Origin of the sequence: Rhodoferax ferrireducens T118 (genome assembly GCF_000013605.1) — a bacterium.
GTDB classification, from domain to species: Bacteria; Pseudomonadota; Gammaproteobacteria; order Burkholderiales; family Burkholderiaceae_C; genus Rhodoferax; species Rhodoferax ferrireducens.
This window is the reverse complement of record NC_007908.1, coordinates 1,268,471-1,280,140: the sequence shown is the minus strand read 5'-3', so window position 1 is coordinate 1,280,140 and position 11,670 is coordinate 1,268,471. Positions and strand designations below refer to the sequence as shown.

At 55.8% G+C, this 11,670-nt stretch carries 14 protein-coding genes; 3 read left to right on the top strand and 11 right to left on the bottom strand.

Features of this window, described 5'->3' with window-relative positions:
- Positions 1-149 precede the first annotated feature (149 nt).
- On the bottom strand, positions 150-359 hold the full coding sequence (locus RFER_RS05995; protein ID WP_041790251.1) for a hypothetical protein: 210 nt from the start codon (positions 357-359) through the stop codon (positions 150-152).
- A 173-nt stretch (positions 360-532) separates the two neighbouring features.
- Here RFER_RS05995 and RFER_RS05990 point away from each other — a divergent pair, with 173 nt between their 5' ends.
- Genes RFER_RS05990 through RFER_RS05985 form a run of 3 tightly spaced genes read left to right on the top strand, consistent with a single transcriptional unit; the run spans position 533 to position 1,562 of the window.
- Complete coding sequence (locus tag RFER_RS05990) at positions 533-859, top strand: thioredoxin family protein (protein ID WP_011463497.1); 327 nt, start codon at positions 533-535, stop codon at positions 857-859.
- Entirely contained in the window at positions 856-1,119 is a 264-nt protein-coding gene (locus tag RFER_RS25020) for a DNA alkylation repair protein (protein ID WP_341799111.1), read from the top strand. The genes RFER_RS05990 and RFER_RS25020 overlap by 4 nt, the downstream gene beginning before the upstream one ends.
- Positions 1,107-1,562 carry a DNA alkylation repair protein gene (locus RFER_RS05985; RefSeq protein ID WP_341799110.1) on the top strand — a complete coding sequence of 152 codons (456 nt, stop codon included), beginning with the start codon at positions 1,107-1,109 and terminating at the stop codon, positions 1,560-1,562. Before RFER_RS25020 ends, RFER_RS05985 begins: the two co-directional genes overlap by 13 nt.
- Positions 1,563-1,826: 264 nt before the next feature.
- Here RFER_RS05985 and RFER_RS05980 read toward each other — a convergent pair whose 3' ends face one another.
- From RFER_RS05980 to RFER_RS05935, 10 genes are all read right to left on the bottom strand, one after another.
- Positions 1,827-2,942 (bottom strand): HNH endonuclease signature motif containing protein, encoded by a 1,116-nt coding sequence (locus RFER_RS05980; protein ID WP_011463496.1) that lies wholly within the window; start codon positions 2,940-2,942, stop codon positions 1,827-1,829.
- A 307-nt stretch (positions 2,943-3,249) separates the two neighbouring features.
- Positions 3,250-4,410, bottom strand: coding sequence for an IS30 family transposase (locus RFER_RS05975; protein WP_011463495.1), 1,161 nt, complete (start codon positions 4,408-4,410; stop codon positions 3,250-3,252).
- Positions 4,411-4,598: 188 nt separating this feature from the next.
- A complete protein-coding gene (locus RFER_RS05970) occupies positions 4,599-5,639 on the bottom strand; it encodes a hypothetical protein (RefSeq protein ID WP_011463494.1) in 1,041 nt (346 codons plus the stop codon).
- A gap of 127 nt (positions 5,640-5,766) precedes the next feature.
- The gene (locus RFER_RS05965) at positions 5,767-6,453 is read right to left on the bottom strand and encodes a hypothetical protein (protein ID WP_011463493.1); all 687 of its coding nucleotides are present in this window, start codon (positions 6,451-6,453) and stop codon (positions 5,767-5,769) included.
- Between the two features lie 706 nt (positions 6,454-7,159).
- Complete coding sequence (locus RFER_RS25100; RefSeq protein ID WP_011463492.1) at positions 7,160-7,573, bottom strand: hypothetical protein; 414 nt, start codon at positions 7,571-7,573, stop codon at positions 7,160-7,162.
- Positions 7,574-7,741: 168 nt separating this feature from the next.
- Complete coding sequence (locus tag RFER_RS05955) at positions 7,742-9,070, bottom strand: hypothetical protein (RefSeq protein ID WP_166485680.1); 1,329 nt, start codon at positions 9,068-9,070, stop codon at positions 7,742-7,744.
- Positions 9,039-9,779, bottom strand: coding sequence for a hypothetical protein (locus RFER_RS05950; protein ID WP_049765728.1), 741 nt, complete (start codon positions 9,777-9,779; stop codon positions 9,039-9,041). The genes RFER_RS05955 and RFER_RS05950 overlap by 32 nt, the downstream gene beginning before the upstream one ends.
- An 18-nt stretch (positions 9,780-9,797) precedes the next feature.
- A complete protein-coding gene (locus RFER_RS05945) occupies positions 9,798-10,745 on the bottom strand; it encodes an SOS response-associated peptidase family protein (RefSeq protein ID WP_011463489.1) in 948 nt (315 codons plus the stop codon).
- 6 nt (positions 10,746-10,751) lie between these two features.
- Positions 10,752-11,156: a hypothetical protein gene (locus tag RFER_RS05940; protein WP_011463488.1), complete on the bottom strand. Its 405-nt coding sequence runs from the start codon at positions 11,154-11,156 to the stop codon at positions 10,752-10,754.
- An 89-nt stretch (positions 11,157-11,245) separates the two neighbouring features.
- A complete protein-coding gene (locus tag RFER_RS05935; protein WP_011463487.1) occupies positions 11,246-11,647 on the bottom strand; it encodes a hypothetical protein in 402 nt (133 codons plus the stop codon).
- Positions 11,648-11,670 lie beyond the last annotated feature (23 nt).

The window sequence follows — 11,670 nt, the reverse complement described above, 5'->3', positions numbered from 1 at the left end:
CACCCGGTTCTGGGCCAGTTGCGGTCGTTCGCGAACGGCAGCTTTGTGGAAGTTCAATTCCCAAGAATTTCCTGTCTGGGATCCGTCCTTCATGGCGGGCTGTAGTGCTGTCAGGCCAACAGACGATAGCCGGCCGTACTGATCCCCGCTCAATCCTTGAGGCTCACCCCCAGGATCTTCAGCTTTTTTGCATACGCATCCCTGCGTTTAGCTGCCTTTGCAGCGGTCTCGACGGCCGCCTGGACGGCCTTGGGCCCTTTTCCCCCAACAGCTTTGATCAATCCGAATTTGTGAGCAGCATCTACCTGCGCCCTTCTGAAAGTGGCGATGAGTTCGGCATGGGCAAGGTATTGATTCAAAAACGGCTCAATGGCTAATCTGCTATTTTCTGCGCTTTTTCACGCTGATAGCCCTTGAAGGCATTTCGGCTGTGGAAATTCCGCACGGCTGACATTGGTCACCGGCTCATGGTGCAACTGACCAACCCCGACACCCTGCGCTCCTTTGCAAGCACCTGAGCCACAATCCGGGCATGAGCACGCCCACACCCTACCTCAGCGAAACCGAAGCCCCGGCGCGTGCCGAAGTCGATGCCCTGCCGGGCTTGACCCTGCTCGAATTCGGCACCGACTGGTGCGGCCATTGCCGCGCCGCCCAGCCTGCACTGGCCGAGGTGCTGCCACAACACCCGCAGTGGCGCCACCTCAAGGTTGAAGATGGACCAGGTCGCCCGCTTGGGCGCAGCTACCGCGTCAAGCTCTGGCCCACGCTGGTGCTGCTGCATGACGGGCAGGAAGTAGCGCGCCTGGTGCGCCCCACGCAAGCCGCTTACATCTCGGCCGCGCTGAACATCGCATGACAACACCAGCCGTGGCAGCGCTGCTCTCGCAGATCGAAGCCGCACTGCGCCCGCTGGCCGATGCGCTGCAGGCCGCGCCCATGCGCGCCTACATGCTTGACCAGTTTGCGTTTTTGGGCGTCCGCGCCACCCCGCGCCGCCTGGCCCTGCGCGCCTTGCCCCGGTTGAACACCTGGACTGCCCCCGAACTGCTGGTGCTGGCCGAAGCCCTGTGGGAGCTGCCCGAGCGCGAGTTCCACTACGGGCGGTGGACTTGCTGATCAAATACCACCGGCAGCTTGATCTGGACAGCCTGGCGCGCTTGCTGCAACTGGTGCAGCGCCAATCGTGGTGGGACACGGTCGATGGTCTGGCTGGTGTGGTGGGAGACATCTTGCTGCGGGCGCGGACGGGCCAGTGTGATGTGCAGCGCCACATGGATATGTGGCTGAGCCATTCGAACCTGTGGGTGCGCCGCGTGGCCATGCTTCACCAGCTAGGCTGGAAGGCGCAGACCGACGAGGCGCAACTGCTTCATTACGCACTGGCGTTGGCCCCCGAAACGGATTTCTTCATCCGAAAGGCCACAGGCTGGGCGCTACGCGACCACGCCCGCACCCGGCCTGAGGCCGTGCGCGCCTTTTTGTCGCAGCATGCGCAGCGCCTTTCGGGCTTGACGCGCCGAGAGGCGGGAAAACACCTAGGCGGATCGGCTGCAGTTTGAGTCTTGCAATTACCGGTGCTGATTGACAAACCACAAACCGACATAAAAGTTAGCCTTTCCGACTGCGGTCATCGGTGGGAGCCTCCAAGGTGCCCATTGCAGCCATTGACGATGGACGCGTATGAGACTGCAGTGGGCCAGTTGCGGATGTTCCCAAACGTCAGCTTTCAGCAAGCTGAGCCTCTCAGTGTTTCACCGGTCAGAGCGCAGCCTCGGGTTTAGGACGTCAAGTTGTGCGGTTTGACTGCGCGTCGCTGATGGTTATTACGTCCCACCGTCTGCGGTCGGCCGAGTTCCATCGATCCAATCTCCGAATCTTGGCCTATGCGGCGCGAAAGTTGGGCTTGTGCCCAGCGGAGAAATGCTGAGAACTTGCTTGCCGCCCTGGGATACCACTGACCGAACGATTCCGAACAGGGATTGGTTCACAGGCGTTGTAGTGTAGTAGTTGAGCCGGGAGGTGCTGCTGAGGCAGTACCATGGATCGAACTCGAACGAGATGCGCCAAGCTTCCGTTTCGGCGGTTGCGATCATCGCGCCGTCGAAGGCTTTGTGATAGACAAACGACGCCTTCACGGAGATGAAGTCACCTTCGACTAGACAGCCTCGAATGAAACTGGGACATATCGACAGCCAAGAGGTTAAATCGAAAATGGGCACCGCCTGTCCGATTAGCTCGAGCATTTGCCCCACGTGAGCAGCAATCTCAAGCTGCTGCTTGCCCGCGCTGAAATAGTCGTTGTCCTTGACTTTCACATTCTGCCAATCGGTACCGACGAATCCTCCGGACTTGTCGACAATTCCGCTTTTGAATAACTCGTCGTAGCCGTAGCCATCGGCAGCCTTCAACCCTTTGAGCCTAAGGGTGTCGACCACGCGAGGAAAGTTAACCCAATCCCACCTACAAGGTTCATTCCACGGACGCTCCCGCTGCGCCGTCGCAATGTCTGCCTTTATTCGAATGGTTTCTGCTTCCCAGGACTTCTTGCAGGACGCGATCTTGTCCGAGGTCAGGTTCTGGGTTTGATCGCGCGTCAGGTGCTCTTCCGAATGATGCATGAGGCAAAGCACAGCCAGATTCGAGCAAGCATGATCCTTCGATTGAGCGTATGGTTGGATATGGTGCACAACAACATTGCGGTTCCGGTCTTTGCAGACACAACATACGTAGAAGTTTGCGTCGAGAACCGATCTCAGGTTTTTTACAGGGATCGGCGGCCGCTTGTTTTTAATGGCCTGAGTTGCGCGCTTGGTTAGGCCCAGTTCCTCGAGCATGCCCGTGTTCATGGCTTCTATGTCCGCCGTGCTCAGTCGCATGGACAGGTTCTGTGCCGATGATGTGTCGGCACCCATGCCTAGCAGGAAGTCTTCTGTGGTCATCGCTTTTTCCGATTTGAATCTTAAATATCATTTTATGCATCGCAGTCGAAAAGGCTGAATTTCATTCAACGCCCTGTCGGCATTTGGCTCCGGATTGCTCGCTACTCTTATGAAAGCAGGCAGACGCCTTTGTTTGGTTTTTACTGAATGGCAGCTAGGCGGCAGCGCATTTGCGCCTTGTTAGGACCGCTATGGATCGGGACCTGCCCGTCATGTTGGAAACCTGAAAGTCGGCAACGGGTCTGAAGCCGTATTGGCCTGGAAAACTGTTCGGGACAGCCGCCATCGTCAAGAACAGACCTTGGATTCAATCGGTCGATGCAACAAGTTGGCTAAATCGTTCAGCGGGCGTTTCGTAGTTTAGAGTTTTCCTTGGGCGCTCGTTCAGTTTTCTCGCCACTGCATTGAGCTGTGCCTGTGAGTAATTCGAGATATCGATTCCCTTGGGGAAATACTGCCGCAATAGTCCGTTCGTATTTTCATTGCTCCCACGCTGCCAGGGACTCTGGGGATCACAGAAGTAAACACTGATGTCTGTGGCCAGTGTGAAGCGCTTGTGGTCAGCCATTTCATGACCCCGATCCCAGGTCAGCGACTTGTAGAGTTCCTGGGGCAGCTTGCGAGCGTTTTTGATCAGTGCATTGATGACCGTCTGGGTATCTTTGTGGGCAACCTTCACCAGCATCACGTAACGCGTCTGACGCTCAACCAGTGTCGCAATCTGGTTGTTGAGGCTGCCAAACAGCAAATCGCCTTCCCAGTGGCCCGGTACGGCCCGATCCTGCACAGAGGCTGGACGCTCGCTGATGGACACGGCGTTGGTGATTTTGCCGTGGTTGTCTGTCTTTTGGATGTGTTGGCGCGAACGGCGCATGGCCCTGGTGCGTCTCAAATGTTGCAGCAGCTCTTTCTTCAGGGCACCACGGGCCCGTATGAAGAGACTTCGATAGATGGTTTCGTGTGACACCTGATAGTTCTCGTCGTCCGCATAAGCCTGCTTTAACCATCCGGCAATTTGCTGTGGTGACCATTGCAATTGGAGCTTACCAGCCACGAGGCTCGCCAGCTTTCGCTTCTCCACCAGTTTGCAGGTCTTGGGGCGACACGCACGATCCCAGGCAGCCTGGTCGGCCAGGGTCGCGCGGTAGCAGCCCTGGCCACCGTTGCGCTGGATCTCACGGCTGACGGTTGATGGCGCACGTCCAAGCAGGCAAGCAATTGACCGGATCGAGCGTCCCGCCGCCAGCGCGCGAGATATCTCTTCGCGTTCAGCCAGGCTCAAAGCAAATTGGGAACGACAACGCTGCGCCGGACGTATGCCACCAGTCTCACCCAGGATGCGGCTGATAGATGAGTGGTTTCTATCAAATAACTGGGCAATCTGTTGAAGGGATTCACCCTTCTTCCAGCGTTCCCACATCAGAGCCTTCTGGCTATCAGAGTAGTAAATCCTGGGTCTTTGCTTCATCTGCAACACTCCTTCTGCTTATGCAATTTCTAGAGTGTTGCATCGACCGGTTGAATCCAAGACCCAAAGCCGACTTTCAAATTTCCAGACTGCAGACATTCAACGTCGGAGATGATCGGCGGACTCTAGGCGGGCGAAGTCCAACGACAGGACGTCCGCGTCGATCGACCTGTTAGGCGGTACCGACTTCACTGGAGACCATCTTTGACATCCTTCTCCACCGCCCTTTGCGATTGACGGACACCCAGGGGCGTGTAAGTAATCTTCGGCACGCCCCCTGCAGCTTTGTGTGCACGCAGAGCACGTTTGATGCGTCCGGGAGGCATCGGAATACTTGCCGGCAATTCGCGCTGCTCTATCGCTTGACCCCAGTACTTCTTATACATATCACGGTGAATCCGATGAATCTGAGATCGGGAAATTCGATCAAAGAAGCCTGTTCTGGCCAGGAGGTCCCGAAGACGGGCTCTGCTGGGGTGGGAGAGTGCCACCAAGAAAAAATAGCGGCATTCGAGGAAGGTGACTTGAGCGAATACCAATTCCTTGTAGGCGGTAATCAGAAAATGATCCGGTGCTCCACGCACCATGTGCTCAAGCAGAACCTCGAAAGTGTCGACTAAGCGGGCTTGAGGATGTATCTCTGCCCCCACAATTTTGAAGTTTCGGAAGTGCAGGTAGTCGATGCGTTGCATGTCGTTCTCTGTGAGAGATCCGCTATCCCATCTGCCATGCAGGTCTCGCGACATACCGTTCACACCCTCCTCCACGACACCAGCATCTACCCTGTCCAAGGCCTTTCGCAGAACATCGCGACCCGTTGCCTCCCCTACACGAACCTCCGAGAGGGTCTGGCGGTAAATATCCAACAGCCTGAACAAGATCTCTTCATAGCGACCCTTCTCCTCCTTCTGCCGGTTGTGCTTGACAGCCTCTTCCTGCTTACGAATTTGCCGCTGCTGTAGCAACAGCGTGATGATTAGGCCGCCAAAACCGAGCGCTGTGAAGAGTGACGTGAGTCGCCCAAAGCTGTCACCATATACCCCGTACTTTTCCACAGTCTGTTCGACAGGTGTAGGAATACCGCTCGCGACCGAAAACCAGTAGATAGCCACCACAAGTAGAGCCGCTGGCGGCCACCAAAAGCCTTCGACAAGGCGTGACAAAACTCTGCCCAAGCGCTGGCCGAACTGGCGAATCCGCGCCGCGAGTAAAGATGTCTTGCTATTCATTTCAGTCTGTTCCTTAACCCTAAGATATCTCGCGGGCGTAGTTGTTGGCTATGCGGCCCAACGTCTGACGTGAGGGGCCGCCGTAGCGGCGAAGCTGCGAAGGTTGCGGCCCCTCTCGACGGAATGGCTAGGTGTCTGCGTCATTGGCTAGTGCAGGATCGCGATTGGCTTGTATGACTTGTGTGAGCACGATGTCCGAGCCAAAGATCATATGAGTCGCAGCCCAAAGATCCTCCACTGTCTGTTCGGTGAAGAAGGAGCGACGCGCGGGGTCGTGCACCAACTCGTGCCGTAGATCGAACACTCGCCTGAGCGCAACTAATTCGTCGCGAGTGAATGAGCTTTCCGTGGCTGGATCGCCCTTTACTCGAACTTGAAGTTGGAGGACGCTTTCCCATAAGCCCCCTTTGCTAAGAAACTTCGAGAAGACCTTGTCAATTCGATCGGCGTTCTGAAACGACTGGGCTGCTGCGACGAGTTCCAACGGATGAACTTGGTGACGGTAGACCTCCAGAAGATCTGAAATATCAAACTTTTCCGGGAAGAGTTGCTTGAGATGCGGCTCAAAGAACGTGGTCGTGCAGTACCGAAAAATGAAATCAAGGATATCCCGGTAGTAGACCTCTATCGCCGTGACGGTTGAGATCACAGCCGACCTTTCGATAAGAGTGGTGATCTTTGGATCTAGGGAGCCGCTGAGGATCAAGTGACCAGCGGCGACGCATTGTTGAACCATCTCAAAGAAGTTCGCGAATGGCCGCTCGACGCGAGTGCGTCTGTTTGCGCGTGCCTGTAGAACTTGTTTAATGTCCATGGGTGTACTTAGAGGGGCAGACGACTAACGTGATGTAGCCGAGCGCCTATCTTGGCGTTCCCATACTAGATGACGGGATATCCGGGGATGCCCACTGAGGACGCCGTTGACCAACAACGCGGTGAGGCGCATGGGGCCTAGGTTTGCGCCAACTGCGATAGATATTGAAGTCATTTCCGTCCCATTTGAACAGTGTCGCCTATCCTGGTGAAATTCTGTCACTGTTGCCCGACTATAGCCCAGTAGACCACGCCCTCGAATCTCTGGTTACGCTGCGATTCTGACGGTCGAGAAAGTGTTTGTATATCCCCCATTTGGGGGACATCGTTGAACGTCCGCTGCTTCAGAGACAGCCAAACCGAAAGTTGATGCCTGGTCCTCGAATGTCCGCTGTCTCTTTCCCAACTCGAAAATGAATGTCAGCTCTGTCTTTCCGTGGCCGGCGGCTATGGGCACCTTGCGGCTCCTCGCGAATGGCGGCTGTCGGCTGTCGGGTCAGTCAGTCAGTTGAAACAACTGAGCATCCACAATTCCTCTGGACCAATTCAAGCAATTGGACCTCCACCACTCAGACGGCGGTGGGCAGTACACCCCACTCCGCTTGCCGGTCTGGTGCAAATCGCATTGCTGTTGTATGCACGCAGAAAGTTCGGAACTTGGTGGGAATAGTGCTGGCTCACGTCTCAGCGCCCCGGGCACGGAGAAGTCAGAGCACCGTTTGCATTCCGATCAGGCCGCGCAAAACCATGTACTGAAGAGGTGGGTGACCGCCAAAGAGTACATTTCTGTTCGGCAGCAGAACCCACTCATCGGCCAGCTTGTCGCCGTATAGACCGTGAAGCGCTTTGTAGATCCCAATCAAAAAATAAATTCTAGGGGCGACAACTAGTCTGACACAGGGGGGCAACCGGTCGGGGCTTCTCTTCGAATCGTAAAAAGTGCTTCTGGAAATGCCCCCAAGCAACTCTCGCGCTACGTCACTTTTGAGCCTCCACCTTCTTGTCACGTTGAAAAATCCATTGAGAGCCGAGGGCGACAACCGCGCACGCTCCACTTTCGCGCTCAAGTACGTCACGTCGCCGGGTTCGAACTTTGACTTGGGGTATGCCAAGGGGGTCACTGGAAGCCTCTGATTGAGGATAAATGTTAATCGAGTGAAAGCGGGTCAATTCCAGATGGCAGGCTGGCTGGTGCAGAGACCATCGCCTCGGCCAAGAAAACTCTGTTTTCCTACTGCATGATCGGTCGTCATGGAGGGGTCGCGAATAGCACGTTCAAGGCGAATGACTCATTGAAGAATTGAACCATTTGCCAAAACCGCTTCTGGAGGCTCCGCAAAAGAATTCAAGATGTTTGCGATAGGTTGACTCAAGGGATCCATGGAGTCGGCGAACTCCAATACTTTTCGCTCCCATTCTGAAAATGCGCTCAAATTGGCGCCGGTGCATTCTGGATGTTGGCGTACTGCGTCGACAAAATTGCGCACTTCACGAGCGGATTGATGTTCCCTCGCCATTTTCCGTAAATTGTCACGGTTGGCTTGGTGATGCTTGGCAATGGCTTCGAGCCGTTTCCTCTCGTCGTCGGCCATTTTCCTGGCAATTGCATCCAACAATTCTTGTCGCCGCTGTAGTCGCCGCTCATAGGCCTGAGTGGCGCAGTTGCGCAAGCGATTTTCCGCCAACTCGAACATCGCGACGCCGATTGATGTAAGTTGCTTCTCAATTTTGCAATCAGCTTGATCACTCCAGTCCGACTGCCCGCTTGGATGCGCTGCTATTCGCAAAGTAGTTGTGCCGCTAGGCGGCGCTTTTTTGAGCGACTTAGGGGTTGTGGGCTCCAGGAACTCAAATCCCACAGTGGTGGTGCCGATGCAGATGCGGCAATGAAGGAGGTGCAAATGACCTGTGCCCTGTACCCATTCCTCAGTGATGTAGGCCTCGCCTTTGCAATCGATGCGATCAAATCCCCAAAGAATGCTGTTGATGAGGCGGAGTTGCCGCTGAAAATTTGGCGCATCAAAATACGGCTTGTAATAGTCCGCATATTTCTGGGCCGCCCAAGCCTCGCGTCGGCGATTCTCGTCGGCCAGTACCCGTTTTAGGCCCGGATGGGGATTGCTTAGGTCCCGGCAGGCCCGAATGTTGCCAATTCGATTCGCCGCGTCAGCGACCAATAGCTGTGCGGACTCAGGAAAGACTGGAGGCAGCAATATCTCTTCCAAGTCTTCTGTGCGGTTGAAGTATCCATAACGATCTTCTTCGCTTGAAAACACCTGATCTCTTTGTCCTGGCAGGCGTAGCGGAAGTGGTGGCCGGGTTGAAGACTTCCCGGCAAGCTTGCGTGCCCAATAGCCTGGAGGTGGCATTGGAATGTTCGCCTTCCGACAGTGCTTCCCAATGGCCACATCGGACAGTTTGAATCGCTTGGCCAAGGTTGTCCGCGGCTCGGACCAAACCAGTTCAAAAAGTTCTGATCTTGTGATTGCTGTAGCCATAAATGCCTTTTGTTGAGCGGAAGTTCGCCGATGTTGCCTGTGACATCGCACCGCAAAATAAGACTTCTCGGCGGACTTTTTTGAAACTTTATGCCAGCGATGCCTGATCAACTGTTTCATCCTCGCCCAGGGTCCAGACCTGCACCGGTGTCGCCTTGGCCAGTGCCATCCAGACACCAAACGGCAGTTGGGGTGAGGGACGTTTCGGGGCCATCCGAACGACTTCCAGTTTGTTACGCTTGCACACCATAACGCCGCACTCCATGGGAATCTCGTCGGGCTCGCCGATGGCCTTGCCTTTGGCATCACAGCCCAGCACGTACCAGCACTGACCACCGACATCGAGGTAGGCATTTCTCTTGTCCATGCGCTTGAGGTCACCGAGCAAATCGGCACGACTGACCTTGATTTCGTGCACGATGGGTTCAAGGTATTCTTGGCGCGAGCTGTTTCTGATCGAGAAGACATCGGGTTTGCAGATCTTCCAGCGACTTGAATGCTCTGGAGTTGCCGGCAGTCTGGCCCACACTTCCAGAGTTGTCCAGACAACGCGACCGTCGCGGACCATGGCTTGCGCCACCAGGTTAACCAGAGACTCATGCGCGGAGAAGGCTCGCCGATTGTCGTGCAGCGCGCTTGCCATGCAACTGATGCCCGCATCAGTGACTCGCACCAACTCATGACCACTGATTGCTGCAACCCGTTCGAGCAAACCGGCCGCCAGCAGTTCAATCTCGACCACATCCTGCCAGGGCCAGCCGGCCGAGCGGTAGACCTCTCGCAGTCGGCGAGTGTGAATGCGCCCGATCATTGGAATCACTGGCTCCATCATCGTTCCAGCGATTCGCTATGCGGCCAGCCGGTGCTCATAGTAAGGACGCTCCCTGTCATCCAGGATGGCGTAGAGTGCCGCGAGATTGGTGGGGTCTGGATTCAACCAGGCGTCGATGTTTTCAGGCTTGATCGGAATGATGCAGCGGTCGTGACCAGCGGCTGCAACCTCTTCTGGTGGCTCATCCGTGATGGCAGCGAAGGAGTAAAGGTCATCCCCTGCGTCTCCTGTCCAGTGCGACCACAGGCAGGCGACCAACATGTCCTGTACTGGTCGTGGCTTGAACTCCAGGATCACGCTCTCTGTTTGCGCGCCACTTGCGTTCTTCAATGGCTTGGAAACATGCTCAAAGAACGCATTGACGACCATGAGCCCGTGTGTGTAGCCGAACTGGTTCTTCCAGAAGCCCTCCAGGCTGTCCCTTCTTGCGTTATAGGTGCCCGGATACCTGGTGTCGTAGGCCGCTGGCTTTCCAGCCGGGCGGCACTGGTAGCGCATGGGGCGGACAAGGCGTTTGCCGTTTTCCACAATCAGCACCGGCGCGAAGTAGCCAGGATAAATTCTTGAATCGCTGTCCTTCAGCTCGGTGCGCCTGGAGTCTGCCAATTTTGCCAAGAGCCATTCAATTTTGGTGCTGGCGATTCGCGTGGCCTCGGTCGCCGCCTTTGTGGTCTTGGCCGTCAGGCTGCGCTGAGCATCAGCCAGTCGCTTGCGTTGCTTGAACAACTCCTGCGCCAGTTTGTCGGCTTGCTGAACCTTGTACGCGTCAGTCAAGCTCTTGATGGCCGCTTCGTCTTCACCTTGCGGGGCGGTAAACGACTCCTCCATCGCTTTGGGAACCTTGATGCGGTCGTTTTCATTTCGCTGCCAGAAAAGTTTGACATATTCCTTGATGTCGATCTCGACGCCGAACGCCCTGACGTACTTTCTGTGTTCAGCCCAGATTTGAGCGGAGTAGCACATGGCTGATCATTCCTGTGTTTCTTTACCCAGCCAGGTTGTGCCGCGAATGCAATTGCCGGAAATGGGTTCTGGCGCGTCGTCCCAGGTCTGGCTGAAGAGAAACGTTTTCTCTCCTGCCGGCAGTTCACTGCACGCCGCCGCTACTGCCGCCTCCTGCGCATCCCACCAAATGCCGGCCCATTCATGCTGCTCGGCTGTCAGCAGCAGTTCAGGGTCCTCCAACGCCTGATAATCGGCCGCGATTGCCGCTGCATAGGAACTGACTTGCGCCAGTGCAAAGACTCCTTTGGCGGCATTGATGCCGCGCTCGATGTCCTGTTGCGTTGCACCATCGAGTTCCAGCGTCAGGCGAAGTCCTGGTGGCTCGTCATGCCGATCGATGTTTACAAATTCCTGTTGTAAGGTGGTCATGTCTTACGTCCTTGCATCTTTGTCGTTCAAACTCTGGCAGTGAGCGCAGCCGGATCACTGTACCTCTGTCGTGGCCAGGGTTCAATTGGTCAGGCGATTGCACCCACAGGCTGAACGGGCTCCCCTTTCTGTGACCAATACGCGCAGCCCTGCTCAGGCTGCGCAATGGTTTTGGGCGCGCCGTGTCGCAGGCACCCACCGTGCGTTCGGTAGCTGATCTTTTCACCCACGCGAATCGGATGCCAGCCGCCAAAGTGCTCGCAGACCTCACAATTTTTCAGCACACCCAACAGCCTGGCATTTGTGGCAGGACCCATGAGAAGTTTCAAATCATCAGGAGTCTCTGCAATCTGGCGCACACAGCGGGATCCCAAAACGCGGATCGCCTCGGGATGAATCTTGCGGATTTCCGCTTCGGTCACTCCGTTTATCGTGCTAGTCCACTGACCCAGCCACTTGATGCGCCATTCCCACAATTCCTCTTGTCTCATGCTGCCCTCGATACTGTTTATTT

Coding starts and splice junctions, on each gene's coding strand:
- RFER_RS05990 (WP_011463497.1), top strand. CDS start 533: ATGAGCACGCCCACACCCTACCTCAGCGAAACCGAAGCCCCGGCGCGT.
- RFER_RS25020 (WP_341799111.1), top strand. CDS start 856: ATGACAACACCAGCCGTGGCAGCGCTGCTCTCGCAGATCGAAGCCGCA.
- RFER_RS05980 (WP_011463496.1), bottom strand. CDS start 2,942: ATGACCACAGAAGACTTCCTGCTAGGCATGGGTGCCGACACATCATCG.
- RFER_RS05975 (WP_011463495.1), bottom strand. CDS start 4,410: ATGAAGCAAAGACCCAGGATTTACTACTCTGATAGCCAGAAGGCTCTG.
- RFER_RS05970 (WP_011463494.1), bottom strand. CDS start 5,639: ATGAATAGCAAGACATCTTTACTCGCGGCGCGGATTCGCCAGTTCGGC.
- RFER_RS05965 (WP_011463493.1), bottom strand. CDS start 6,453: ATGGACATTAAACAAGTTCTACAGGCACGCGCAAACAGACGCACTCGC.
- RFER_RS05955 (WP_166485680.1), bottom strand. CDS start 9,070: ATGAAACAGTTGATCAGGCATCGCTGGCATAAAGTTTCAAAAAAGTCC.
- RFER_RS05950 (WP_049765728.1), bottom strand. CDS start 9,779: ATGGAGCCAGTGATTCCAATGATCGGGCGCATTCACACTCGCCGACTG.
- RFER_RS05945 (WP_011463489.1), bottom strand. CDS start 10,745: ATGTGCTACTCCGCTCAAATCTGGGCTGAACACAGAAAGTACGTCAGG.
- RFER_RS05940 (WP_011463488.1), bottom strand. CDS start 11,156: ATGACCACCTTACAACAGGAATTTGTAAACATCGATCGGCATGACGAG.
- RFER_RS05935 (WP_011463487.1), bottom strand. CDS start 11,647: ATGAGACAAGAGGAATTGTGGGAATGGCGCATCAAGTGGCTGGGTCAG.